Origin of the sequence: Comamonas koreensis, from assembly GCF_021026195.1 — a bacterium.
In the GTDB taxonomy this organism is placed as follows: Bacteria; Pseudomonadota; Gammaproteobacteria; order Burkholderiales; family Burkholderiaceae_C; genus Comamonas; species Comamonas koreensis.
The window spans coordinates 540758-564517 of record NZ_JAJNCT010000005.1 but is presented as its reverse complement, the minus strand read 5'-3'; the positions used below and the strand labels follow the sequence as shown (position 1 = coordinate 564517).

At 65.8% G+C, this 23760-nt stretch carries 20 protein-coding genes; 10 read left to right on the top strand and 10 right to left on the bottom strand.

Annotation, left to right across the window (positions count from 1 at the left end):
- Positions 1–57: 57 nt before the first annotated feature.
- The 3 genes from aspT to LPW39_RS04785 all read right to left on the bottom strand — a co-directional run bounded on the left by aspT (position 58) and on the right by LPW39_RS04785 (position 4702).
- Complete coding sequence (aspT, locus tag LPW39_RS04795) at positions 58–1743, bottom strand: aspartate-alanine antiporter (RefSeq protein ID WP_230771766.1); 1686 nt, start codon at positions 1741–1743, stop codon at positions 58–60.
- Positions 1744–2438: 695 nt separating this feature from the next.
- Complete coding sequence (locus LPW39_RS04790; RefSeq protein WP_230771763.1) at positions 2439–3560, bottom strand: NADH:flavin oxidoreductase/NADH oxidase; 1122 nt, start codon at positions 3558–3560, stop codon at positions 2439–2441.
- Between the two features lie 239 nt (positions 3561–3799).
- Positions 3800–4702 carry a LysR family transcriptional regulator gene (locus tag LPW39_RS04785; protein ID WP_230771762.1) on the bottom strand — a complete coding sequence of 301 codons (903 nt, stop codon included), beginning with the start codon at positions 4700–4702 and terminating at the stop codon, positions 3800–3802.
- A gap of 171 nt (positions 4703–4873) precedes the next feature.
- Between LPW39_RS04785 and LPW39_RS04780 the strand changes: the two genes are divergently transcribed.
- The 8 genes from LPW39_RS04780 (at position 4874) to LPW39_RS04745 (ending at position 16081) form a co-directional block, all read left to right on the top strand.
- Positions 4874–6235, top strand: a complete 1362-nt coding sequence (locus LPW39_RS04780; protein ID WP_230771760.1) for a sigma-70 family RNA polymerase sigma factor — start codon at positions 4874–4876, stop codon at positions 6233–6235.
- 136 nt (positions 6236–6371) lie between these two features.
- Complete coding sequence (locus LPW39_RS04775; protein WP_230771758.1) at positions 6372–8858, top strand: TonB-dependent siderophore receptor; 2487 nt, start codon at positions 6372–6374, stop codon at positions 8856–8858.
- A 204-nt stretch (positions 8859–9062) separates the two neighbouring features.
- A complete protein-coding gene (locus LPW39_RS04770) occupies positions 9063–9356 on the top strand; it encodes a DUF3649 domain-containing protein (protein ID WP_230771756.1) in 294 nt (97 codons plus the stop codon).
- 1 nt (position 9357) lies between these two features.
- Positions 9358–11058: a PepSY-associated TM helix domain-containing protein gene (locus LPW39_RS04765; RefSeq protein ID WP_230771755.1), complete on the top strand. Its 1701-nt coding sequence runs from the start codon at positions 9358–9360 to the stop codon at positions 11056–11058.
- Positions 11055–11399, top strand: a complete 345-nt coding sequence (locus tag LPW39_RS04760) for a DUF3325 domain-containing protein (RefSeq protein ID WP_230771753.1) — start codon at positions 11055–11057, stop codon at positions 11397–11399. Before LPW39_RS04765 ends, LPW39_RS04760 begins: the two co-directional genes overlap by 4 nt.
- Before the next feature lie 94 nt (positions 11400–11493).
- Positions 11494–12672 (top strand): efflux RND transporter periplasmic adaptor subunit, encoded by a 1179-nt coding sequence (locus LPW39_RS04755; RefSeq protein ID WP_230771751.1) that lies wholly within the window; start codon positions 11494–11496, stop codon positions 12670–12672.
- The gene (locus LPW39_RS04750; RefSeq protein ID WP_230772885.1) at positions 12666–14675 is read left to right on the top strand and encodes an ABC transporter permease; all 2010 of its coding nucleotides are present in this window, start codon (positions 12666–12668) and stop codon (positions 14673–14675) included. The genes LPW39_RS04755 and LPW39_RS04750 overlap by 7 nt, the downstream gene beginning before the upstream one ends.
- 2 nt (positions 14676–14677) lie before the next feature.
- The gene (locus LPW39_RS04745) at positions 14678–16081 is read left to right on the top strand and encodes an efflux transporter outer membrane subunit (protein ID WP_230771749.1); all 1404 of its coding nucleotides are present in this window, start codon (positions 14678–14680) and stop codon (positions 16079–16081) included.
- A 4-nt stretch (positions 16082–16085) separates the two neighbouring features.
- On the opposite strand, the gene LPW39_RS04740 is transcribed toward LPW39_RS04745, so the two are convergent.
- Complete coding sequence (locus LPW39_RS04740) at positions 16086–16892, bottom strand: carboxymuconolactone decarboxylase family protein (protein ID WP_230771747.1); 807 nt, start codon at positions 16890–16892, stop codon at positions 16086–16088.
- Complete coding sequence (locus LPW39_RS04735; RefSeq protein ID WP_230771745.1) at positions 16870–17337, bottom strand: (R)-mandelonitrile lyase; 468 nt, start codon at positions 17335–17337, stop codon at positions 16870–16872. The genes LPW39_RS04740 and LPW39_RS04735 overlap by 23 nt, the downstream gene beginning before the upstream one ends.
- Positions 17338–17617: 280 nt before the next feature.
- On the opposite strand from LPW39_RS04735, the gene LPW39_RS04730 reads away from it, so the two are divergent.
- Positions 17618–18241 carry an HAD family hydrolase gene (locus tag LPW39_RS04730; RefSeq protein ID WP_230771743.1) on the top strand — a complete coding sequence of 208 codons (624 nt, stop codon included), beginning with the start codon at positions 17618–17620 and terminating at the stop codon, positions 18239–18241.
- A gap of 131 nt (positions 18242–18372) precedes the next feature.
- On the opposite strand, the gene LPW39_RS04725 is transcribed toward LPW39_RS04730, so the two are convergent.
- From LPW39_RS04725 to leuC, 3 genes are read right to left on the bottom strand one after another with little or no spacing between them, the layout of a single operon-like run.
- Positions 18373–19251, bottom strand: a complete 879-nt coding sequence (locus LPW39_RS04725) for an alpha/beta fold hydrolase (protein ID WP_230771741.1) — start codon at positions 19249–19251, stop codon at positions 18373–18375.
- Positions 19251–19934 carry a 3-isopropylmalate dehydratase small subunit gene (leuD, locus tag LPW39_RS04720; protein WP_230771739.1) on the bottom strand — a complete coding sequence of 228 codons (684 nt, stop codon included), beginning with the start codon at positions 19932–19934 and terminating at the stop codon, positions 19251–19253. Before leuD ends, LPW39_RS04725 begins: the two co-directional genes overlap by 1 nt.
- Positions 19927–21342: a 3-isopropylmalate dehydratase large subunit gene (leuC, locus tag LPW39_RS04715; protein ID WP_230771737.1), complete on the bottom strand. Its 1416-nt coding sequence runs from the start codon at positions 21340–21342 to the stop codon at positions 19927–19929. Before leuC ends, leuD begins: the two co-directional genes overlap by 8 nt.
- Before the next feature lie 98 nt (positions 21343–21440).
- Here leuC and LPW39_RS04710 point away from each other — a divergent pair, with 98 nt between their 5' ends.
- A complete protein-coding gene (locus LPW39_RS04710; protein ID WP_230771736.1) occupies positions 21441–22361 on the top strand; it encodes a LysR family transcriptional regulator in 921 nt (306 codons plus the stop codon).
- Between the two features lie 84 nt (positions 22362–22445).
- Here the strand turns inward: LPW39_RS04710 and LPW39_RS04705 are convergent, their stop codons facing one another.
- On the bottom strand, positions 22446–23237 hold the full coding sequence (locus LPW39_RS04705; RefSeq protein ID WP_230771734.1) for a DUF4198 domain-containing protein: 792 nt from the start codon (positions 23235–23237) through the stop codon (positions 22446–22448).
- A gap of 3 nt (positions 23238–23240) precedes the next feature.
- The gene (locus tag LPW39_RS04700; protein ID WP_230771732.1) at positions 23241–23756 is read right to left on the bottom strand and encodes an EF-hand domain-containing protein; all 516 of its coding nucleotides are present in this window, start codon (positions 23754–23756) and stop codon (positions 23241–23243) included.
- Positions 23757–23760 lie beyond the last annotated feature (4 nt).

Below are 23760 nucleotides of genomic sequence, written 5' to 3'. Positions count from 1 at the left end.
GGCGGCGGCACGGTGCCGCCGGTGTGTCAATGGATCAGTGAGAGGGCGCAGCGCCGTTCAGGCAAAGGCGATGACCAGCGGGCCCAGCAGTGTCAGAAACACATTGGCCAGCGCATAGGTGATGGCAAACGGCACCGTGGGGATGGCGTTGCCCGCCTTGTCCAGCACCTCGCCAAAGGCGGGGTTGGCACTGCGTGCGCCCGACAGTGCCCCGGCAAAGACGGCCACGTTCTCATAGCGCAGCACATACTTGCCAAACAGCATCGCAATCAGCAGCGGCACGATGGTCACAACCATGCCCATCAGGAACAGGCTCAGGCCTTGCTCCATCACCGTGCTCACCGCCTGCTGGCCCGATTGCAGGCCCACCATGGCCACAAAGCCGGCCAGACCCAGGTCGCGCAGCAGGGTAGAAGCGGCCGTGGGCATATTGCCCAAGGTGTGCTTGCGGCTGCGCCACCAGCCAAACAGCAGGCCCGCGAGCAGGGCGCCACCGCCGCTGCCCAGGGTAATGGGGATGGAGCCAATGCGCAGCACCAGCAGACCGATCAGCAGCCCGACGGTGATGCCCAGACCGTGGAAGACAAAGTCCGTCTTGTCGCTGGGGATGAGGATGGGCCCCACCGACTGCGCGGCATTCTGCACATCCTGCGGCGTGCCAAACAGGGTCACCACATCGCCGGGCACGATCAGGGTGGTGGGCGTGATCGGCAACGGCGAGCCCGAGCGCGTTAGCGCCACCGCATAGACGCCGTGCTTGAACTCGGGCGTCAGACTGTCGAGGATGTCCTTGACGCTGCGGTTGAGGTACTGGCTGTTGGTGATGGACACATCACGGCGCACCATCACCACATCCATGTCTTCGGCACTTTGCAGCTCATCGCCAATGCTGGCACCCAGCGCCACCACAGCAGCACGCCGGCCCACCAGCAGCACAATGTCGCCGGCCTCCAGCACCAGCTGCGGATCCACACCCACCAGCGCATTCTTGCGGCGGATACGCTCGATGGTGGCCGGGCCTTGCTGCGCGCTGGCCTCCAAGTCGGCAACCGTGCGGCCCGATTGTTTGACCTTGAAAATGCGCCCCACCAGATCGGGTGCCGCAGGCGATTCGCCCGCGCCATAGACATGCACGCCCTTGAGCATTTCCTGCTCGGCCTGGATGGCGTCGTCATGGATCTTGCGGCCGGTCAGCCACTGCAGCACATTCACGCACAGCAAGATGGCGCCGAACGAGCCAAAGATATAGGTCACCGCATAGCCGATGGCCACATTGGCCTGCATGCGCTGCACCTCGTCGGCCGCCAGGCCCAGCTTTTCGATGGCCGAGCCTGCCGTGCCGATGATGGCCGACTGCGTCATGCCACCGGCGGCCAACCCTGCGGCCAGGCCTTTGTCGAGGTGGAAGACCCGCGCCAGCACCACGACGGTGACCAGGCCCGAGATGGCCACCACCGCCGCCATCAGGATCTCCTTGATCGACTGCCGCCCCAGGGAGCGGAAGAACTGCGGGCCGCTCTCGAAACCGACGGCATAGATGAACAGCGCAAACAGCACTGCCTTGATGCCCGAATCAATCTGGACCCCCACCTGGCTGATCAGCACCGCCGCCAACAGCGACCCTGCCACACCCCCCAACTGGAACGAGCCGAACCGCAGCTTGCCAATGCCGTAGCCTAGTGCGAGCGCTGCAAACAGCGCAATCTCCGGCGCCTGGTGCAAGATACCTCTGAGCCAATCCATACGAGCCTTTCCAATCAAAAGAAGGCTGCGCTACCGGCCAAGTCCGACGTTGCCCGGTGTACAGCTTGTTAGGAATTGTTTGCAATGGGGTGCTGCCACGTTAACCGAGTGCGCAAAAATCTGCATGTAGGACAAGACTGGCAGAGCCAAATAAATCGCAGCGCTTGTGGCAGATCAGAAATGGCATCCATTCAAGGATCAAGGGCCGGCATTCTTGGGGTAGGCACGCTGTGTCACTGGCCATCTCTGTGACCTGCCGTTAGTAAGTGAACACCCTCATTTTTGCAGGGAAGGTGTGGTTTGGGCACTGCCATCGCGGCTGGTCAGTTCTGATTTTCAGGATGAAGAATGTCGTAGATCTGATGTCTTCTTGCCACAAGCAATGCAATGCTTATAAATTTGGATGATGAATATTTTTGGAAAGCTTTGCGTGGCGTTTCCATGACCGCGCATCTCCGGCCGGGGCAACTATCGCAGTCGCTCACCGGGGAGCGGAGGAGGCTTGGACGGTGCCGCAAGAACGGCTAAGCCCTGGCGGGACAGGCCGTTGACGAGCCGTTGCGGCAGGGCCATGCAGCAGCTAAGCGGCCTGACGTAGCTGGATGCCCGCGCCAGGTCATGCCGAAGGCGCGGTAAAGCAAAAAAAAGGGACCAGCCGAGGCCTCGGGCTGGTCCCTTGGAACACGGGGGAATGCTTAGGCAGCAGCTGCCTGCTTGCCCGCGCCACGGTAGCGCTCCAGCCAATGGGCGTAAGGCGCAGGCAGCACCCAGTCGGGCCGAGCGGCCTTGAGCTGCTGTGCCAGGGTGTAGGGGTAGTGCGGGTTGGCCAGCATCGAGCGGCCCATCATCACCAGCGACATCTGGCCGTCGGCCACGACGCGCTCGGCCAGCTCGGCGTTGTCAATGCCCCAGCTCGATGCGACGGGCAGGCCGGCTTCGCGGCTGACGCGGGCGGCAATCGGGGCCAGGAAGGCGGGCTCGCCCCATGGGATCTGCACGCCGGGGATGACAAAGTTCACGCTGACGTTGAGCAGGTCCAGGCCCCCTTCACGCATGCGGCGCACCAGCTCGATGGATTCGGCCAGGGTTTCTTCATCGCGGCCATCGTATTCAATGACACCAAAGCGGGCGGTCAGCGGCAGGTTCTCGGGCCAAACTTCGCGAACGGCGGCCAGCGTTTCCAGCGCAAAGCGGGCGCGGTTGTCAAAGCTGCCGCCATAGGCATCCTGGCGCTGGTTGGAGTGGGCGGAGAAAAAGCTCTGGGCCAGGTATCCATGGGCAAAGTGCAGCTCCAGCCACTTGAAGCCGGCAGCCAGTGCGCGGCGGGCGGCGGCGACAAAGTCGGCCTTCACGCGCGCGATATCGGCCAGGGTCATCTCGCGGGGCACGCGGCCCAGATCGCCACCAAAGGCGATGGCCGAGGGGGCAATGGTTTGCCAGGCGCGCGGGTCGCTCTCGGGGATATGGTCGTCGCCTTCCCAAGGGCTGTTGGCACTGGCCTTGCGGCCGGCGTGCGCAATCTGGATGCCGGGCACGGCGCCTGCGGCCTCGATGCCGGCGGCAATGCGCGCCAGGCCGGGTACATGGGCGTCATCCCAGAGGCCCAGGCAGCCAGGGCTGATCCGGCCGTCGGCGGAGACGCCGGTGGCCTCGACGATCACCAGGCCTGCGCCGCCCCGGGCGATAGAGGGGTAGTGCACCTGGTGCCATTCGTTGGTATAGCCATCGGTGGCGCTGTACTGGCACATCGGGGGCACGGCAATGCGGTTGCGCAGGGTGACGTCTTTGAGGGTGAAGGGAGTAAACAGGGCTGACATGGAAATGCTGGATATACAAAAAAGAGGGAATGGATCGGCCACGCGGCCTGCTGCTCTGCCGGCCCTTTGGGAATCGGCAAGAGCAGGGGGCTGGCCCAAGCAGGTACCCGCCCTGGCTGTCCATCACTCGCAATTGAGGTGGCCTGGCCATAAATCAAATGCTGGTTTTTTATAGCGGCCATCTGCCTGGCTGATATCAGCCCATTCCCCCTCTACCGCCCAGCCCCCTCGTTGCGGGGCTATTGCGTCGCCGGCATGGATGCAAACAGCAACTCACGCAGCCAGCGCTGCGCCGGGTCGTGGTGGCTGCGCTCATGCCAGACGGCCAGCTTGCTGAAGCCCGGCACCTCCACCGGCGGCTTGCAGACCCACAGCCCCTCCATGCCAGCCACCAGGCGGCTGGGCAGTACGGCCACCATGTCGCTGGAGCGCAGGATGTCGGGCAGCACCACAAAGCATTTGAGCGACAAGCTCACATCACGGCGCTGGCCCAGCTTCTCCAGCGCCTCATCCACCACGCCGTGGAAGCCGCCGCCCTCATACGACACCAGCGCATGGTCCAGAGCGCAAAACTGCCTGATGCTGAGCTTGCGCCCCGCAGCGGGGTGGCCTTCGCGCATCACGCAGACATAGTGCTCCTGGAACAGCTGGCGCCCATGCATGTCCTGCGGCGTGTTGTCGCCCGTCAAAAACGCCAGGTCGATATCGCCGTGCTCCAGCTGGCCCTGCACCAGGCGCGGCTCCAGCGGAATCAGTGATACGCGGATATTAGGCGCCTGCCGCTTCAAAGCTGCCAGAAAGGGCACGGCAATGGCGCGCAGTGCATAGTCGGTCGCGGCGATGCGGAAGGTAAGCCGGGCGGTGCTGGGGTCAAACACCGGTGGCTGCAGCAGCGCATCGATCTCGCACAGCATCTGCTTGATCGGCAAGGCCAGATCCAGCGCGCGCTGGGTGGGCACCATGCCACGCTGGGCGCGTGCAAACAAGGGGTCGGCAAAACTTTCGCGCAGGCGCTGGAGCATGCCGCTCATCGCCGGCTGGGTCAGCCCCAGCCTGCCGGCGGCGCGGGTCACGCTGCGCTCATCGAGCAGTGCGTCCAGCGCCTTGAGCAGGTTGAGGTCCATTTTCTTGATATCTCGCATGCTGATCGAAATCTTTGAATAGCCAAATTTGGCTGATATTGTCGTGGCCCAGCCATGCCAGTGGAATGTCTATGGGTTTGCGAGGCAGGCAGCGGTTTTTACAGTCAGATGGCTGTTTTCTGCTGAGGATATTGAGAATGATTCTCTTTACATGGCTTATGATCCAGCCCCATGGAATTGTCAGCCTCCTTCACCCGTGCGCTATTGACCGGCTTTGACCGGGCCTATGCCGACCTGGTGCGGGTGGCGACGCGCAGCACCGGCAACCGCGACGAGGCGGGCGAGCTGGTGCATGAGGCCTGGCTGAGGCTGGCCGAGCATGCCCAGGCCAGTGGCCAGGCGGAGGCCGCTGGCGACCAGCCCGATGACACCACGGCCTACCTGGCGGTGATGACCCAGCACCTGGCGCTGGATGCGCACCGCCGCCGCCAGCGCCATGGCCGCTATGTGGAAGGCGCTGTGCTGCAGGAGCAGCTGGCGCCCAGCCATGCGCCGGATGTGGCCGATTCCGTGATGTACCGCCAGGCGCTGGCAGTGCTGGAGACGGCACTGGCCGGCCTGCCCGAGCGCAGCCGCGCCGCCTTTGTGGCCCACCGCATCCATGGCGACAAGCAGCCGCTGATTGCCGAGCGCTTGGGCGTATCGCTGAACACCATCGAGCGCGATCTGATCCAGGCCAGTGCCTGTGTGGAAGATGCATTGCAGCGCTGGCGCGGCAACCACCTGGGCAGCGCCCGGCGTGCCGGTCGGCGCCGCAGCCTGGCCGCGCTGCTGAGTTTTGCCGGTGTGGGCCTGGGCGGCCATCTGGGCTGGCAGCAGTGGCAGCTTTACCGCCAGCAGCATGTGCAGTGGCAGGCCCGCTGGCAAAGCCCGCGTGGCCAGCAAGTGCGGCATGCGCTGCCCGATGGCTCCAGCCTGCTGCTCGATGCCCTCAGCCAGGCGCAGCTGCAGTATTTTGCGGCGCGCCGGTCGGTGCAGCTGCTGCAGGGCGCGGCCTTTTTTGAGGTGGCGCGTAATGAGAGCCGGCCTTTTGAGGTGCAGGCGGCCGGCCTGCGCATCACCGTGCTGGGCACGCGCTTTGGTGTGGAGATCACGCCGATGGGCCGGGGGCCCAGCCGGGTCAGCGTGCAGGTCGAATCAGGCCGGGTGCGCGTGGAGCCGATGGCCGAGGGCGAAGCCATCGAAACGCCGCAGGATGATGGCTTTGTACATACGCTGGAGGCCGGTCAGGCGCTGCAGTGGGCGGCGGGCGACCGCAGCCCCGAGTTGTCGTCCGTGGAGTCGGCTGCCTCCTGGCGCCATGGCGAGCTGGTGTTCCAGCATGCCACCCTGGGCCAGGCGCTGGAGCGGCTGGCGCGCTATGCGCCGTTTGCGATGGAGGCCACGCCGGATGCAGCGCGCCTGCCGCTCAGCGGCCGGGTGCGTATTGCCCAGGCCCAGGCCTGGATACAGGCATTGCCTCGGGCCTTGCCGGTGCAGGTACAGCAGCAAGGCGATGGCAGCCTGCGGCTCAGCCGTCGCAGCCGGTCTTGATGGAGCAGGGCACGGTATGGCACTGCACTGCGCGGGCTGCGGCAGCCGCGATCGAATTATTTTTCAGGAACTCTCAGGGCCGATCGTCCTTGTGGTGAGCGTTTGCTTTCACCCCCTCTTCACAAGGACGATTTTCATGCCTTCATTGCTTTTCCGTGCCCGGCACACACCGCTGGCCCATGCCGCACTCTTGCTGGTTTTGGCGCTGCCGCTGCAGGGCGCACTGGCGCAAACCGGCGCCCCGGCGCCGACCCAGCGCTTTGACATGGCCGCCCAGCCGCTGGCCGCTGCGCTGGACCAGTTTGCCCGCCAGGCCGGCCTGCAGCTGGTGTTTGCGCCCGAGCTGGCCGCCGGCCGCCAGGCCCCGGCACTGCATGGCCAGCTGCCGCTGCGCGAGGCGCTTGACAGCCTGCTCAAGAACAGCGGCCTGCATGGCCGCATGCAGGATGGCACCTTGACGGTAGAGACGGCGCCCACGCGCGAGAGCACCTTGGCCGAGGTGCGGGTGCAGGCGCGCCGCGCGGTGGACGGCACCACCGAAGACACCGGCTCCTACACCAGCCGGGTGACCAGCATTGCCTCCAAGTCCGACCTGGCTTTCCGCGAGATTCCGCAGTCGGTATCGGTAGTGACGCGGGCGCAGCTCGATGACCGCCGCCTGACCGAGGTGCGCGATGCGCTGGCCGCCACGCCGGGCATCACGACGACCTTGACCAATGCCGAGGCTGCGAACTTCTTCTCGCGCGGTTTCCAGATTGACAGCATGCAGGTCGATGGTGGCGCGCCGCTGAACATCTCCAACTTCACCTACAGCGCCGCGCAGAACATGGATTTCTACGACCGGGTCGAAGTGATGCGGGGCGCATCCGGCCTGCTGGGCGGCGTGGGTGATCCGGGCGGCATCATCAACATCGTGCGCAAAAAGCCCTTGGCCGAGCCGCGTGTGACGGTGCAGCAGTCGCTGGGCAGCTGGAACAACTACCGCAGCATGCTCGATGTGACCGGGCCGTTGGCGTTGGAAGGCCGGGTGCGTGGCCGGGCGGTGCTGTCCTATACCGACAGTGACTCCTTCATCGATATCAAGCACCAACGCTCGCCCCAGTTCTACGGCATCATCGAGGCCGATCTGAGCCCCGACACCTTGCTGACGGCGGGCCTGAGCCGTGCCAATATCCGCAGGCGCGGCGAGGGCGGTGGCGATGTGCCGCGCTACAACGATGGCAGCGACATCGGCCTGCCGCGCAACACCAGCTTGACCCAGCCCTGGTCCACCGGCTTCACCCAGAACTCCGAGCTGTTTGCCGCGCTGGAGCACAGACTGAACCCGAACTGGCGTGCCAAGCTGAACGTGACCCGCACCTCGTCCGACTACGACGGCACCACTGCCTTTGGCTATGGCGCACTGGACCGCGAGACCGGCACTGGCGTGACCTGGAACGGCGGCGGCCACTACCTGTACAAGAACACCCAGACCGTGGTGGATGCCAGCCTGTCGGGCAACTTCTCGCTGCTGGGCCGCACGCATGAGCTGGTGCTGGGCGTGGACCGCCAGAGTGTCGAGAGCTTCTGGAATGTGGGCTACTCCAGCGATCCATCGGGCGTGGTGCCGATTGATGTGTTCAACCCCGGCAGTTGGCAGCCAGCGGCGGCCGGCCCCGTCTCGCGCCGCTACAACCCCTGGGGGCAAAAGCAGCTGGGCGGCTATGGCGTGCTGCGCCTGCACCCCACGGACCGGCTGCATGTCATCCTGGGTGGGCGCTACGCCAAGTACAAGTTCAACCAGGTGTATGAGTCGATGGATGCGGCCGGCAACTGGGAGCTGGCATCGGGCAGCCGTTTCAGTGAGCCGGGCAAGTTCAGCCCCTATGGCGGCGTGATCTATGACCTGAACAGCCAATGGTCTGCCTACCTGAGCTATGCGTCCATCCTCAAGCCGCAGGCACTGTCCAAGTCGGGCCCGCCGCCCGGCGATTCGCTGGCGCCCGTCAAGGGCAAGAGCTATGAGGCCGGCCTCAAGGGCGAGCTGATGGAGGGCAAGCTCAATGCCACCTTCAGCGTTTTCCATGTGGCGCGCACAGGCACGGCGGTGCTCGACACCCGCTACCCCAGCAACCACGAGGAATGGTCGGGCAACTGCTGCTACCTGCCACAGGGCCGGGTCACCAGCCGGGGCTTTGATGTGGAGGTGGGCGGCGAGCTGCGTCCGGGCTGGCAAGCCTCGGCGGGCTACACCTATGTTTCCACCCGCGATGAGACCGAGGGTGCGCCTTTCAGCAGCATCACGCCGCGCCATCTGCTCAAGCTGAGCACCGCCTATACCTTGCCGGGTGAGCTGTCTGCCTGGCGCGTGGGGACCAGCGCCCACATCCAGAGCAAGCACTATGTGAAAGACACCTTGTATGACGCGGACTGGAACCCGGTGCGCAGCTATGACTTCAGCCAAGGCGGCTACGCCGTGTGGAACGCCATGCTGCAGTACAAGGTCGACCCGCGCTGGACGCTGACCCTGAACATCAACAACCTGTTCGACAAGACCTACTACCAGTCGGTGGGTTACGCGAGCGGCAGCAACTACTACGGCAGCCCGCGCAGTGCGATGCTGACTTTGCGGGGGACCTTCTAAACAAAAAAGCGCCGGGCCGCTGGCTTGAACCAGTACCGTTTGAGGGCCCACCCGCTGCCACAGGCGGGGGGATCCTCGACAGGTGCTTACAAACCAAATGGCCCTTTTTTGCATCTCGTTTGTCATGTAAGAGGAGGGGCCTGAAAAGGCCCATTGGCGACTTAGAAAATTGTTTACTCCGCAACCACCACGATGCCCCTATCCATGAACCCCATTCCTGACACCCCCAGCGCCCACCCGGGCCTGTCCGTCCTGAGCCGCTTGCTGGCCGCCGTGTTCGGCGGCTACCTGCTGGCCAGCGCCTTGGCCTTTTTCCTGGCGGCCGTGCTGCCGGCTGCCCGGGCCGAGGCCGTGCTGGCCGGCATGCAGTGGAGCTTTGCGCTGCATGCGCTGGCGGCGGTGTGGGCGTTCTCGCCGGTCTCGCCGGGCAAGGTCTGGCTGGGGATGGCACTGCCCAGCGCGCTACTGGCAGCGGGCGCTTTGGTGCTGGGGCGCTGACATGGGCAAGACCGTGATCGACAAGCGGCCGGGCAGCGGCGCAGGGCGGGGCGGGTTTCGCCAGGCGCAGGCCTGGCTGCATACCTGGTGCGGGCTGTGGTTCTCCTGGCTGCTGTATGCGGTGTTTTTGACCGGCACCCTGGCGGTGTTCCAGGAGGCCATTGGCCACTGGATGACGCCCGAGCACCATGCCGAAGAAGCGGCGCATGAGGCAGAGCAGGCTGCTGCCGAGGCAGCAGGCCTGGCCTCCAGCCGGGGCCAGCGCCTGGCCTGGGGCGCGGCCTTTATGGAGAAGTACCACCAGGGCGCCGAGATGTGGGAGATCTGGCCCACCGATGCGCAAGGCGGCGGCGACCTGAAGGTCTACTGGTTTGACCACAAGCGCCAGTACGCCGATGCCGAGCTGGACACCCGCACGGGCGAGCCTTTGGATGAGCACCACCATGGCGCGATGCGGGCCACGATGGGTGGCGAGCATTTTGTGCATTTCCATTACGAGCTGCATGCCGGCCAGGCCGGGCTGTGGGTGGTCGGTGTTGCCGGCATGGCCATGCTGGTGGCGCTGATCAGCGGCGTGATTACGCACAAGCGGATCTTTCAGGACTTTTTCACCTTCCGCGCCCGCAAGGGCCAGCGCAGCTGGCTGGATGCGCACAACGCCGTGGCGGTGTTGACCCTGCCATTCCAGCTGATGATTGCCTACACCGGCATTGCGATATCGGCGCTGACCTTTATGCCCGCCGGCATCTGGAGCCAGTACGGCACGGCGCCCCATGACCGCCAGACTTTTGCGGCCGAGCTGGCTGAGCCGGGCAAACCAGCGCGCTCGGGCGAGGCCATGGCGGTGCCCGATCTGGAGAGCTTTGCCGCACGCGGCCAGGCGCTGATCGGCCAGCCGGTGCGTGCGGTGGTGGTCAACCACCCCGGCGATGCGGCTGCGCGCGTCGGCATCTATGGCTGGAACAGCGATGCCGATGCGGACAAGCGCCTGAGCCCTAATACCGGCATGGCCATGTTCTCCGCCGCCAGCGGCGAGCTGCTGCAGCTGCGCATGCCCGGTGAGGCCGAAGGCGGTGGTGCATCGCTTGCCCAGTCGGTGATGGGCGGGCTGCACATGGTCAAGTTTGGCGGCTGGGTGATGAAGTGGCTGTACTTTGTCTGCGGCCTGGCAGGCACCGCGATGATGGCCACCGGCGCCATCCTGTTTGTCGTCAAGCGCCGCAGCAAGCACATGGGCGAGTTTGGCAGCGCCACGGCCGCCGTCTACCGCTTGATCGAGGGGCTGAATGTGGCGGCCATTGCCGGCCTGGGTGTGGCCTGCATTGGCTACCTCTGGGCCAACCGCCTGCTGCCGCTGGAGCTGCCGCAGCGCGCGCAGTGGGAGCTGGGGGTCTTCTTTGGCCTGTGGCTGGCCGCGCTGCTGCATGGCCTGCTGCGCGCCCCGGCCAAGGCCTGGCTGGAGCAGATGGCGCTGCTGGCTGCGCTTTGCCTGCTGCTGCCGGTGCTGAATGCGCTGACCGTGGGCGACCACTGGCCGGCGCAGCTGCTGCGCGGCGATTGGGAAAGCGCCGGCGTGGAGCTGAGCGCCTGGGCCTTTGGCCTGGCCGCCGTCTGGGCCTGCCGGGTGATGTGGCGCCGCCGCGCGCTGGTGGCGGGCAAGGCAGCATCTTCAACCGCAAACAAAGTACAGGTGGGCGCATGACCAGTTGGCAAGCATCCGGATACGCATTGGCGCTGGCCTTTGCCGGCATGACGGCCCTGGCCTTTGCGATGGACCGCCACCATGAGCAACTGACGGGCGAGCGAGACATACCGCTGCGGCGCAGCCGCTTGCTGCGCCTGCTGGGCAGCCTGCTGCTGGCGGCCGCCGTGCTGCCCAGTGTGGGCGGCTGGGGCGCCACTGTGGGCGTGGTGGCCTGGCTGGGTTGGATATCGGCCGGGGCACTGGTCGCCGTGTTGTGGATTGCGGCTGCGCCGCGCTGGGCGGCGCGTGCAGCGGCTGCGCTGGCGCCGCTGGCGTTGTTGGGTTTGTGGTGGGCCTGATGGCCTGCTGATGAATAAGTGAGGGAGCTATCGTGGGGGAAGCAATGACGGGTGTGCACAAGCAGTGGCTGGGCGTGGCTGAGGGAGATATCTCATGAAGGCCTCGAGTGTGGGAGTGACCGTGGTCGCCGTTGCGGCGGTAGTGGCAGCGGCGGTGCTGTGGTGGTCGGGCCGCCCGGCGATGGCCTACCAGAGCGAGCCCGTGGCGCGCCAGGATATCGAGGCCACGGTGACGGCGATTGGCACCCTGCAGCCGCGCAGCTATGTGGATGTGGGCGCCCAGGTCTCGGGCCAGATCCTGAAGCTGAAGGTGGAGCCCGGTGCTGAGGTGGCCAAGGGCGACTTGCTGGTGGAGATTGACCCCAGCGTGCAGCGTGCGACGGTGGATGCAGGCCGTGCCTCGTTGGCGGGGCTGCGCGCCCAGCTGGCCGAGCAACAGGCCCAGCACCGGCTGGCGGGCCAGCAGCTGCAACGCCAGCAGCAGCTGAGCGCGCACGAGGCCACACGCGAGGAAGACCTGCAGACCGCCCAGGCCAACCTGGCCATGGCCGTGGCGCGCATGGACCACTTGAAGGCCCAGATCAGCCAGACCCAGGCATCGCTGAAGGCCGACGAGGCACGCCTGGGCTACACCCGCATCTATGCGCCGATGGCGGGCACCGTGGTGTCGGTCGAGGCACGCGAGGGCCAGACCCTGAACGCGACCTACCAGACGCCCAATATATTGCGCATTGCCGATTTGTCGGCGATGACGGTCTGGACCGAGGTGTCCGAAGCCGATGTGCGCCGCGTCAAGGAGGGCATGCCGGTCTACTTCACCACCCTGGGGGGCGCCGGCCAGAACAAGCCCCGGCGCTGGCAGGGCCAGGTGCGCCAGGTGTTGCCCGCGCCCGCTGCCAGCCAGGCCCAGCCGGCCGGCAATGCGCAAACGCCGGCGCCCGCCACCAAGGCCGTGGCCTATACGGTGCTGTTTGACGTGGGCAATGACGACGCCGAGCTGATGCCGCAGATGACGGCACAGGTGGTGTTTATCAGCGCCCGTGCCAGCCAGGCGCTGGCGGTGGCGCTGACGGCGGTGGAAGAAGACAAGGCCCGCAACGGCGCCCATGTGGCCCGGGTGCTGGATGCCGGCGGCCAACCCCAGACCCGCAAGGTGAAGCTGGGCATACGCAGCCGCCACCAGGTGGAGGTGCTGGAGGGCCTGGCCGAAGGTGAGAAGGTCGTCATCGGCGAGACCGCGCTGGAGCGTGGCCCCAGGTGGCTGCAATGGTGAGCGGCTCGGTGGACGCAAACCAGCCACTGATCGCACTGCGGGGCATTCGCAAACACTATGGCGACCCCGCCAGCGGCCAGCCGCTGGTGACCGTGCTGCATGGCATTGACCTGGATATTTACGCGGGCGAATTTGTGGCCGTCGTGGGCAGCTCGGGCTCCGGCAAGTCCACGTTGATGAACATCCTGGGCTGCCTGGACCGGCCCAGCGACGGCAGCTACCACTTCCAGGGCCAGGATGTGGCGCAGTTCGACTCGGACGCGCTGGCCTGGCTGCGGCGCGAGGCCTTTGGCTTTGTCTTCCAGGGCTACCACCTGATTGCCAGCGAAAGCGCCAGTGAGAACGTGGAGATGCCGGCCATCTACTCCGGCCTGCCGAAGGGCGAGCGGGTGCAGCGCGCGCAGGCCCTGCTGCAACGCCTGGGCCTGGGCGAGCGCCTGGGCAACCGGCCCAACCAGCTCTCGGGCGGGCAGCAGCAGCGCGTGTCGATTGCGCGCGCGCTGATGAATGGCGGCCACATCATCCTGGCCGACGAGCCTACCGGCGCACTCGATTCGCACAGCGGCGCCGAGGTGATGGCGCTGTTGCGCGAGCTGGCCGCTGCCGGCCACACCATCATCCTGATCACCCACGACCGCGATGTGGCGGCGCAGGCGCAGAGGGTCATTGAAATCAGCGACGGCCGCATTGTGGGCGACAGTGCGAGCCAGCCTGCAACGGCGGCAACCACTGCAACTACCGCAGAAGGCGATGGCACGCGCATGCAGCTGGCGCCGGTGCCCCAGGGCGGCAGTGCCTCGGCCACGCCACTGGTGGCCGAGCTGCTGGAGGCCGCGCGCTCGGCCTGGAGGGGCATGCGCCTCAACCGGGTGCGCACCAGCCTAACCCTGCTGGGCATCGTGATCGGCGTGGTGTCGGTCATCGTGATGCTGGCCATTGGCGAAGGCGCGCGGCGCAAGGTGGTCGAGCAGATGGGCACCATGGGCACGGCGATCCTCTACATGGGCAGCAAGCCGCCAGCGACCGGCGGGCCCGCTGGCCAGATCACCGAAGAAGACCTGGACGCCTTGCGCGAGCTGCCCGAGATACGGCGCGTGATGCCGGTGATTGGCGACCCCGTCACCGTGCGCTATGGCAATGCCGACAAGCAGGTCTATGTGTTTGCCGCCAGTGAAGAGATGCCGCTGGTGCACCACTGGAAGCCCAGGCTGGGCCGCTACTACACGGACACCGAAGACCGCGATCTGGCGCCCCTGGTGGTGCTGGGCCACAAGGCGCACAAGCACTTCTTCCCCGACACGCCCAACCCGCTGGGGCGGCAGCTGATCATCGGCACCTCGGCCTTCGAGGTGATTGGCGTGATGAGCGAGCGCGGGGCGGATTCGGGCGCGCAGGACTATGACGACATGGTCTTCATCCCCTACCAATCGGGCCGGGCACGCGTCTACCAGGCGCAGACCCAGCCGGACTATGTGGTGGTGGAGGCCATGTCCTCCGAGGTGGTCAACGAGGCTGAGGCGGCACTCCACCGCGTGCTGCTGGCACGCCATGGCGGCCGCGAGGACTTTGGCATCGGCAATGCCGCCGCACGCATTCAGGCCGAGGCGGCCACGCGCCAGAGCATGGCGGTGATGCTGGGCCTGATTGCGGCGGTGTCGCTGGTGGTCGGCGGCATTGGCGTGATGAATGTGATGCTGATGACGGTGCGCGAGCGCACGCGGGAGATCGGCATCCGCATGGCCGTGGGTGCGCGGCAGAGCGACATCCTGCGCCAGTTCTTGACCGAGGCCAGTCTGGTGACGCTGTCGGGTGGCACCGTGGGCCTGGTGCTGGGCGCCTTGGTAGGCGCCGTGCTGGTGCTGGCCGGTGTGCCGGTGGTGTTTTCCATCCGGGCCATGGCCGGTGCCTTTGCCTGCGCGGTGGTCACTGGTCTGGTGTTTGGTTATATGCCGGCCAAGACGGCCGCGCGCCTGGACCCGGTACGGGCCCTGGCAGGAGAGTGAGTATGCAGATCTTCCCCATCGCCAGCGCGCTGGCAGCGGCCCTGGTGCTGGCCGGCTGTGTGTCGGCGCCGCCCCAGGTGCAGCAGTCGCAACTGCAGGCGCTGGATGTGTCGGCCCAATGGCAGCGCAGTGACGCTGCCCAAGGCGATGCCGTCAGCCAGGGCTGGTGGCGCAGCTTTGGCAGCGCGGAGCTGGATGCGCTGGTGGCCGATGCCCAGCAGCACAGCCTGGATGTGGCCGCCGCCATGGCCAGGGTGCAGCAGGCACAGGCCAGTGCCCGCTATGCCGGGGCCGAGCTGTTGCCCACCGTCAATGCCACGGCCCAGGCCGGGCACCAGGGCCGGCTGGGCGGCCATGCCGAGACGACGGGCCGCAACCTGTCGGTCGGCCTGGCTGCCAGCTATGAGCTGGACCTCTGGGGCCGTCTGCAGTCGCAGCGCGATGCGGCAGGCGCTGCGCTGCGCGCCAGCAGTTTTGACCACGACACGGTGCGCCTGTCGGTCACCGCCGCAGTCGCAGATGCTTGGCTGCTGAACGTGGGCCTGCGTGAGCGCGGTGAGATTGCCCAGCGCAATCTGCAAACCGCCGAGCGCCTGCTGGCGCTGGTCGAATCCAAGGCCAATTTTGGCGCGGCCACATCGCTGGAGCTGGCGCAGCAACGCGGCCTGGTGGCGGCGCAGCGCCGCGCGCTGGCAGCCCTGGACCAGCAGCAGGCCGATGCCCAGCGCAGCCTGGCCTTGCTGCTGGGCCAGGCGCAAGGCCCTGCCGTCAGCCAAAGCAGTGTGCTGGCCTTGCAGGTGCCCCGTATCGACCAGGGCGAGCCCATCGAGCTGGTCACCCGCCGGCCCGACATTGCCCGCGCCGAGGCCCGCTTGCAGGCAGCCGATGCCGACCTGGAGGCCGCACGCGCCGCCATGCTGCCCCGCCTGAGCTTGACGGCCGAGCTGGGCGCACAAGGCCGGCAACTGCACCGCGTGCTGGACAACCCGCTGTACTCGCTGGCCGCTGGCCTGGCTGCGCCCATCTTTGACGCCGGCCGCCTGGCCGCCAACCGCGACCTGGTGATTGCCCAGCGCGAGGAGCTGCTGCTGGCCTACCGCCAGAGCATCGTCCAGGCCTTCAGCGATGTGCAGACCGCCTTGAACGCCGTTGCCGGTGTGCAGCAGCAGGCGCTGGCGCAAGAGGAAGAACTGCGCCAGGCCCGCAAGGCGCTGGCGCTGGCCGAGGCCCGCTACCGCGCCGGTGCCGAAACCCAGCTGGTGCTGCTCGACACGCAGCGCTCGCTGTACCAGGCCCAAGACTTGGCGGTGCAGCTGCACCAGGAGCGCCTGCGCGCCAGCGTGGCCTTGTACAAGGCGCTGGGCGGCGGCTGGGGGCAGGTGCAGAGCGAGCCCAGCAAGGGCTAGCGCTTCAACGCTTCTGGCTGGCCAACGCGGCCAAGGTGTTGGCAAGGGCCGTGTTGGCGCGCTGGCCGTTGGCGCTGCCCACGCGGCTGTCCAACACCTGCACCGCCTGCTGCAGCTGGGCGGCGCTCAACCCGGCATTCAGGCTGATGCGCATATGCGATTGCAACTGCGATTCAGCCCCCGGCAGCGCCGATAGCATGCCGACGGTGGCCAGCTCTCGGCTGTGCCAGTCGAGGTTGTCGCGCTCAAAGATGGCGCCAAACAGGTGCGATTGCAGGTACTCGCTAATCGCAGGCGCAAAGTCAAACAAGGGCCCTTGCACGGGCGCGCCCGCCAACTGGGTCTGGTTGGCGCGGCCGGCAGCGCGCAGTGCATCGCCTTGCACAATGGCGCGGCTGGGCGGGCAGCCGGGGGCATCGACAATGCCGAGCTTTTCGCGCTGCTGCAGCAGCTGCATGAAGGCATTCAGCGCATTGAGGCTGCGCGGAAAGCCGGCATAGGCGTAAAGCTGTACCAGCACTTCGCGGATATCGCTGATGCTCAGGCCCGCCTCCAAACCGGCTTGCAGGCTGGAGGTCAGCCGCTCCATGTCGCCTGCGGCCGCAAATGCTGCGATCGGCAAGATGGCCTGCTGCTGGGCACTCAGCACCTGCGACGGTGCTTGGCTTTTGCCGTGGGCCGCGCAGGCCTGTGCGCTGGTGGCCGCCGGGCTGGTGGCCGTGTTCTGGGCCGATGATTCGCCGGCCATCAGCACCAGGCCAGCCGCGCACATCAGCTGCTGCATGGTTTTAGCGGGGGTTGTATTGCGCATCGCTTACGAGCTCCTTCCAGTCGGCGTTCTTGCCGTTCTTCAGATAGGTCACCGCCATATGGCGCATGCCGGTGGTGGCGGCTGCCCCATGCCAGTGGCGCACATCGGCGTCGATCCAGACGACATCACCGGCCTGGATGTTCTGCCGGGCCTGGCCATCCTGCTGTATCCAGCCCTTGCCATCGGTGACCACCAGCAGCTGCCCAACAGGGTGGGTGTGCCAGGCGGTGCGGGCACCCGGTGCAAAGTCCACCATGCCCACACTGCCCTGCTGCGCGCTGTCGCCTGCCGCCTTGATGTCTACCGCGACATGGCCGCTGAAGTTCTGCGCCGCGCCGACCATCGTGGCCGGTGTGCCGGCGGGGCTGATGTGGATGCCCTGGGCTTGGGCGATGCCAGTGCTGATCAGCATGGAGGCGCCTGCGGCGATCAGGTGTTTGCTCATGCGGCCTCCTGTTGGGCGCAGTGCTGGCTGCTTTCAGTGATTCGGATGGGCACATAGATGCCTGTTGTGTGGGCCGTATAGCCTTCAGTCTGCATATCAACTCCAGGGAAGGGCCGCTGGCGCGGCCGGGTGATCCATGGTTTGCATGCTAGAGATGTAGCGGCTTTTGATTGAGCCCTTTAGGGCGCATGCCGCCATGAGCGGGGCTCATGAATGGAGGCGACAACAAGATCCATCGTTTGGTGTAAGGTGCAGCGGTTCTACTACTTTGAGTGACTGCATGAACGGACCGCAGATAGATACCGTCATTTTTGACCTCGGCAATGTGCTGATCCAATGGGACCCGAGGCACTTGTACCGAAAGATTTTTGGTCCCGACGTCGCTGGCATGGAGGCCTTCTTGGCAGAGGTGTGCAGTCCTGATTGGAACGAACGTCAGGACCAAGGCCGGCCATGGCGTGAAGGCATTGCAGAGGCCATTGAAAGGCATCCGTCCCAGGAGGCGAACATTCTTGCCTTCTACGATCGGTGGGAGGAAATGATGCCTGGTGCGAACCACGATGTGGTGGACCTATTGAGGGAGCTGGGCCAAGGCCATCTGCGCTTGCTGGCACTGACCAACTGGTCCTTCGAGACCTTTCCCATCGCGCAAGCGCGGTTTGACTTTCTCAACTGGTTCGAGGGTATTGTTGTCTCGGGTCACGAACGGCTGGTAAAGCCTCAAGCAGAGATTTTTGAGCTCACCATCCAACGATTCGGCTTGATCCCCACATCCACCGTCTTTATTGATGACAGCCTGCGTAATGTGGAAGCGGCCAGGCGTGCGGGGATGAATGCCATCCATTTTGTCGGTGTTGATGATCTGCGTACGCGACTCAGAGAGGTTGGGCTGGCGCTTTCTTAAGCGTTTGCCAGGCCACATGTTTTGGTGAAGCCATTGGTGGCACCGCTGCTTGAGACAACGCGCTAGCCAAAACTAAGAAGGCCCGCTGATACCCTCAGCGGGCCATGCGATGTCCACCGCCATCCTGCCCATCAGATGGCAAAAAACTCCCCCATCTCCTCCAGCAATTTGGCCGGCTGCTCTTCGGCAATGTAGTGACCACAGTCCAGCGCCTTGCCGCTGACGTCGGTAGCCGCCTCGCGCCACAGGTCCAGCACCGGGAAGCAGCGCCCCACGGCGCCTTCTGCGCCCCATAGCACGCGCAGCGGGACCGTTATCTTGTGGCTCTTCGCCCGGTCGGCACGGTCGTGCTCCAGGTCGATGCCGGCGGATGCGCGGTAGTCCTCGCAGATGGCGGTGGCGGTGCCTGGGATGGCAATGCAGCGCAGGTACTCTTGCAGTGCCTCCGGCGCGAAGGCGGCCAGGCCCGCATGGCGGCGTCCCATCACATCGCGGATGTAGGCAGCAGGGTCGGCGTCGATCAGCCGCTCTGGCAGCGGTGCGGGCTGGATAAGGAAGAACCAGTGCCAGTAGGCTTTGGCGAAGGCTTCCGTCGTTTGCTCGTACATCGCCAATGTCGGTGCGATATCGAGCAGCATCGCGCGCTGCACCCGGTCCGGGTGGTCCAGCAGCAGCCGGTGGGCCACACGCGCGCCCCGGTCATGGGCGGCGAGGCGGAACTGCTGGTGGCCCAGGCTGGTCATCAGATCGGCCATGTCCTGGGCCATCGTGCGCTTGCTGTAGGCGGCATGGTGCGGGCTGGCCCCGGGGCGGGCCGAGTCGCCATAGCCGCGCAGATCGGCGCAGACGACGCTGAATTTCTCGGCCAAGGTCGGGGCCACGCGGTGCCACATCACATGGCTCTGCGGGTGGCCGTGCAGCAGCAGCAGCGCGGGGCCGCTGCCCCCGACGCGGCAACGGATCACGGTGCCATTGACGGCTACATCGCGGGTGTCAAAACGCTCGAACATCAGGCTTTTCCTCCAAAGCTGGCCGGTTGCTGGGCGCGTGGCGTCGCCCCCAATTGTTGCCGGGTGCGCAGGGCCACGTCTTTGAGCCAAGGATAGGCCTCCCAGTGGCGCTGCGCAAAATGCATGATCTCCGCCTGGTACGTCAGCGACATGCCGATGAGGTCTCTGCGCTCCAGCTGCATGCGGTGGTGGCGTTCCAACAGGCTGAAGGCGGCGTCCACGCTCTGGCTCTTGACCCGGAGTGTCTGCAGGTCGATATGGACATGCGAGGTCTCCAGGCGGTCGGCATCGGCCATGAGCTGGGCGATGTCTGCCTCGGGGAGCATGACCAGCAGCAACTGGTTGTTCATCGCGTTGGAGTAGAAGATTTCTCCAAAGCTGGGCGCGATGATGGCCTGGATGCCGTACTGCTGCAGGCCCCAGACGGCGTGCTCTCGGCTGGAGCCGCAGCCAAAATTGGCGCCGGCCACCAGGATTTCCACATCGGCGCGCTCGGGCCGGTTCAGCACAAAGCCTGGGCGTGGGTGGCCTGTGCTATCGAAGCGCAGGTCGTACAGCAGGCCCTTGTCCAGCCCGGCCTTGTCGATGCCGTGCAGAAACTGCTTGGGCATGATCTGGTCGGTGTCCAGGTTCTCGATGGCCAGAGCGGCCATCTTGCCGCTCAGGATGTGTTGCTCACGCATGCTGGGTCTCCAGACGTCGAACGTCGATAATGGTGCCGGTGATGGCGGCGGCGGCCGCCATCGCAGGGCTCATCAGGTGGGTGATGGCGCCGCGTCCCTGGCGCCCCTCGAAATTGCGATTGGTGGTGGAGGCGCAGCGCACACCGTCGGCCAGGATGTCGCCGTTCATCGCCAGGCACATGGAGCAGCCCGGCTCCCGCCATTCAAAGCCGGCATCCAGCAGCAGGCGGGCAATGCCTTCCGCCTCCGCCTGTTGTTTGACCGCGCCGGAGCCCGGCACCACCATGGCACGAACCCCTTGGGCCACCTGGCGCCCGCGCACCACCTCGGCCACGGCCCGCAGGTCTTCAATGCGGGCGTTGGTGCAGGAGCCGATGAAGACATGCTGGATGGCGATGCCCTCCAACGGCGTGCCTGCGGCAAGCCCGGTGTAGCGCAGTGCCTGCTCGGTACTGCGGCGCAGGGGGCCAGCGGCCTGTGTCTCGGGATCGGGAACCGCGCCACCAATGGGCGCTACCTGGTCCGGGCTGGTGCCCCAGGTCACATGCGGGGGGACGGCGCTGGCGTCAAAACGGTGCTCCACATCAAACACCGCACCTGCATCGCTGCGCAGGCTGGCCCAATGCTGCAGGGCAGCCTGCTGAATGGGGCCGCTGAGATCTGCAGAGCGCGCCAGTACATAGTCTGCGGCTTTCTGGTCGGGCGCGATCAACGCGCCACGGGCGCCTGCCTCGACGGCCATGTTGCACACGGTAAAGCGGGCTTCGATCGACATGGCGTCGAATGCCGTACCGCAGAACTCGATGACATGGCCCCGGGCACCCTGGGCGCCGATATGGCCGATGACCATGAGGATCAGGTCCTTGGCGGTGGTGCCCAGCGGCAGCAGGCCATCGACCTGGATGCGCATGTCCTTGGCCAGCCGGTACACCAAGGTCTGCGTGGCCAGCACATGCTCGACCTCCGAGGTGCCGATGCCAAACCCCAGCGCGCCGAGCGCACCGTAGGTGGTCGTGTGCGAATCGCCGCAAATGACCACCATGCCGGGCCGCACCATGCCGTGCTCAGGCGCCACCACATGCTCAATGCCTTGCAGCGCATCCTGGGTATCGAACAGGGGAATGCCATGCTGGTCGCAGTTTTTGCGCAGGTTGCTGGCCTGCAGCGCAGGCGCGGCATCGCGAATGACGCGGACAACGCCCGGGTCGGTCGGAATCACATGGCTGACCACGGCCAGGTTCTGGCCCGGCATCAGCACCTGGCGGTCTTGCTCATCCAGGCCGGCAAAGGCCTGGGGGCTGGTGTACTCGTTCATCAAGTGCAGATCGCAGAACAGCAAGACGTTCTGCGCGTCGAGCTGGGCGACGGTATGGGCGTCGACCAGCTTGCGGTATAGGGTGCGGTGCATGTGGGGTGCTCTGTGTACGCGATGGCTCTGAGTCTCACAGCTGAGGCGGAAATATACAATGCGCGGCAAAGCACGACTTTCGGTCGCTGGAGTTACGAATGGATGGATTTTCTGACATCGCCTTTTTTGCGCTGCTCAGCAAAGAGGGCAGCATGCGCAGTGCGGCGCAGCAGCTGGGCGTCACCGGTCCGGCCGTCAGCAAGCGCCTTGCGGCACTGGAAGCGCGACTCGGTGCCCGGCTGATGCAAAGAACCACCCGCCGCATGAGCCTGACGCCTGAGGGCGAGCGCTACTTGGTGGAGGGCGCGCGTCTGCTCTCCGATTTGGGTTCGCTGGAGCGCGCCATTGGCGGGGCGGCCGCCGTGCCGCAGGGCCTGTTGCGGGTCAATGCCACCTTCGGCTTTGGCCGCCGGCATATTGCGCCAGCGCTGGGAACGTTTGCACAGCGTTTTCCAGAGGTGGAGGTGCAGCTGCAGCTGAGTGACCGGCCTGCCGACCTGCTGGAGGACCGTTTTGACCTGGTGGTGCGGATGGGCGATATGCCGGATTCCCGCTGGACGGCGCGGGTGCTGGCTCGCAACCGCCGTGTGTTGTGCGCCTCGCCGCGCTATCTGCAGGCGATGGGCACGCCATCCTCACCGCAGGAGCTGACGCGCCACGCCTGCCTCTTCATCCGCGAGGGCGATGAGGCCTTTGGCACCTGGCATCTGCGCAATGGCGCGCAGACAGAAACCGTGAAGGTGCGGGGGCCGCTGAGTGCCAACGATGGAGAGTCGGCCACGGCCTGGGCGATGGCAGGGCACGGCATCTTGATGCGCTCCGCGTGGGAGGTGGGCCCCCTGCTGCGCGCGGGCCAGCTCCTGCCGGTGCTGCCGGAATGGCGGCTGCCGCCTGCTGATATCTATGTGCAGTTCCATGGCGGGGCCCATCTGCCCGCCAAGACCAAGGCCCTGGTGGACCACCTGGTCGAGGTGTTCGCGCCGCAGCGCCCGCCGGGGAGGGCGGATGCCAGCTGGTGATGGTGATGGAAGGCGTGCCGTGGCCCTGCGGGGAGCTTGCTCGGGATGGAGCAAGCCCTGCGCGTGCCGCAGCCCTGAGCAAGACTACTGCGCCAGTACCCTGAAGGTCAGCGTGTAGTTGTAGCCATAGGTCGGCGCGGCAGCGCCTTCAGGGGCTGGGGCGCGGTGGCGTACCAGGGCCATGTAGATGCCCGGTTTGCTTGGGGTCCAGCTGATGTCGCCCTGCGCATCTGTGCTGAGCTCATCCACGCTGTTCTGGCCTTGCAGGTCCATCGGCGAGCGGTAGATGCTGACCTTCTGGTCTGCCAGCGGCTTGCCATCAAAGTGCACCGCAAAGTTGAATTTCTCTGCGGCGAACACATCGCTGGGGTGCGTGCTGGGCACGATCTCCAGCCCCTTGCCATAGGGCTTGATGGGGGTGGGCGCAGCAGCGGTGACATAGGCATCGGAGACCGACAGCGACTGGTAGTGCAGCTTCATCACGCCACCTTCGGGCATGACGGCCTTGGGGTCGCGCACGACGGTGGTTTTGCCATTCACTTCCCAGCTGCGGAAGATGGCGCCCAGGCGCGGGCCGCTGGAGAGGCGGTAGGTGCCTTTCTCGCCGGGCAGTTTTTGCTCCGCCACCGTGCGGGTCTTGAACTGGTGCACATCGCCAAAAGGCAGCGTGGTACCCGAGGGCGTGGTGACGCTGAAGGGCGTTTCGCCAAATTGGACTTCGGACAGGAAGAGTTTTTCTGCAAAGCCCGCATCCACACTGATGGTGGACTTGGGCTGCACATCAAACACGCTGGGCAGCAGAAAGGGCATGTGGGCCTGGGCGACGTTCAGGCTGAACGTCGCAGCAAGCGCAGCAAACAAATGACGCGCTTGCATGGCTTACTGGCCTGCCATGTCGGCTGCGTTGACCACGCCGTCGCCGTTGCGGTCGGCGTTCTTGAAGGTCTTGTTGGCGATGTCGATTTCCTCTTCGATGCTCAGCTTGCCATCCTTGTTGGTGTCGAGGATGTGGAAGCGCACATGGGCCTGCTTGATGCTGCCTTCGTATTGCTGGTCGGGCTTCTTGCCTGCGGCGGCGTATTGGGCCTTGAGGCGGCCTTCAAACTCGGCCACGTATTCGTCCTCGCTCAGCCAGCCATCCTTGTTGGTGTCGGCGGCGACGAAGCGCTGCTTGCGCAGGGTGTCGTATTCCTCGCGGGTGACAACGCCGTCGCGGTTGGCGTCATAGCCGCCCATGAAGGCATTGTGGCCGTGGCCGCCCACGGGGGTGGCCGGGCCCTTGGCCTCGGTCTTGGCAGCAGCGGCGGGGGCTGCGGTCTTGCTGTCGTTGCTGGCGCAGGCCGTCAGCAGCGCGGCGGCTGCGATTGCGGTCATGGCGGCGGAAAAGCGGTTCATGCTG

Bases quoted from the DNA above. Each gene is read 5' to 3' on its own strand.
- LPW39_RS04705 (WP_230771734.1), bottom strand. From the start codon at position 23,237: ATGCAAGCGCGTCATTTGTTTGCTGCGCTTGCTGCGACGTTCAGCCTG.
- LPW39_RS04745 (WP_230771749.1), top strand. From the start codon at position 14,678: ATGCAGATCTTCCCCATCGCCAGCGCGCTGGCAGCGGCCCTGGTGCTG.
- LPW39_RS04770 (WP_230771756.1), top strand. From the start codon at position 9,063: ATGAACCCCATTCCTGACACCCCCAGCGCCCACCCGGGCCTGTCCGTC.
- LPW39_RS04780 (WP_230771760.1), top strand. From the start codon at position 4,874: ATGGAATTGTCAGCCTCCTTCACCCGTGCGCTATTGACCGGCTTTGAC.
- LPW39_RS04775 (WP_230771758.1), top strand. From the start codon at position 6,372: ATGCCTTCATTGCTTTTCCGTGCCCGGCACACACCGCTGGCCCATGCC.
- LPW39_RS04725 (WP_230771741.1), bottom strand. From the start codon at position 19,251: ATGTTCGAGCGTTTTGACACCCGCGATGTAGCCGTCAATGGCACCGTG.
- LPW39_RS04750 (WP_230772885.1), top strand. From the start codon at position 12,666: ATGGTGAGCGGCTCGGTGGACGCAAACCAGCCACTGATCGCACTGCGG.
- LPW39_RS04740 (WP_230771747.1), bottom strand. From the start codon at position 16,892: ATGCGCAATACAACCCCCGCTAAAACCATGCAGCAGCTGATGTGCGCG.
- LPW39_RS04700 (WP_230771732.1), bottom strand. From the start codon at position 23,756: ATGAACCGCTTTTCCGCCGCCATGACCGCAATCGCAGCCGCCGCGCTG.
- LPW39_RS04735 (WP_230771745.1), bottom strand. From the start codon at position 17,337: ATGAGCAAACACCTGATCGCCGCAGGCGCCTCCATGCTGATCAGCACT.
- LPW39_RS04790 (WP_230771763.1), bottom strand. From the start codon at position 3,560: ATGTCAGCCCTGTTTACTCCCTTCACCCTCAAAGACGTCACCCTGCGC.
- leuC (WP_230771737.1), bottom strand. From the start codon at position 21,342: ATGCACCGCACCCTATACCGCAAGCTGGTCGACGCCCATACCGTCGCC.
- leuD (WP_230771739.1), bottom strand. From the start codon at position 19,934: ATGCGTGAGCAACACATCCTGAGCGGCAAGATGGCCGCTCTGGCCATC.
- LPW39_RS04785 (WP_230771762.1), bottom strand. From the start codon at position 4,702: ATGCGAGATATCAAGAAAATGGACCTCAACCTGCTCAAGGCGCTGGAC.
- LPW39_RS04710 (WP_230771736.1), top strand. From the start codon at position 21,441: ATGGATGGATTTTCTGACATCGCCTTTTTTGCGCTGCTCAGCAAAGAG.
- aspT (WP_230771766.1), bottom strand. From the start codon at position 1,743: ATGGATTGGCTCAGAGGTATCTTGCACCAGGCGCCGGAGATTGCGCTG.
- LPW39_RS04760 (WP_230771753.1), top strand. From the start codon at position 11,055: ATGACCAGTTGGCAAGCATCCGGATACGCATTGGCGCTGGCCTTTGCC.
- LPW39_RS04765 (WP_230771755.1), top strand. From the start codon at position 9,358: ATGGGCAAGACCGTGATCGACAAGCGGCCGGGCAGCGGCGCAGGGCGG.
- LPW39_RS04730 (WP_230771743.1), top strand. From the start codon at position 17,618: ATGAACGGACCGCAGATAGATACCGTCATTTTTGACCTCGGCAATGTG.
- LPW39_RS04755 (WP_230771751.1), top strand. From the start codon at position 11,494: ATGAAGGCCTCGAGTGTGGGAGTGACCGTGGTCGCCGTTGCGGCGGTA.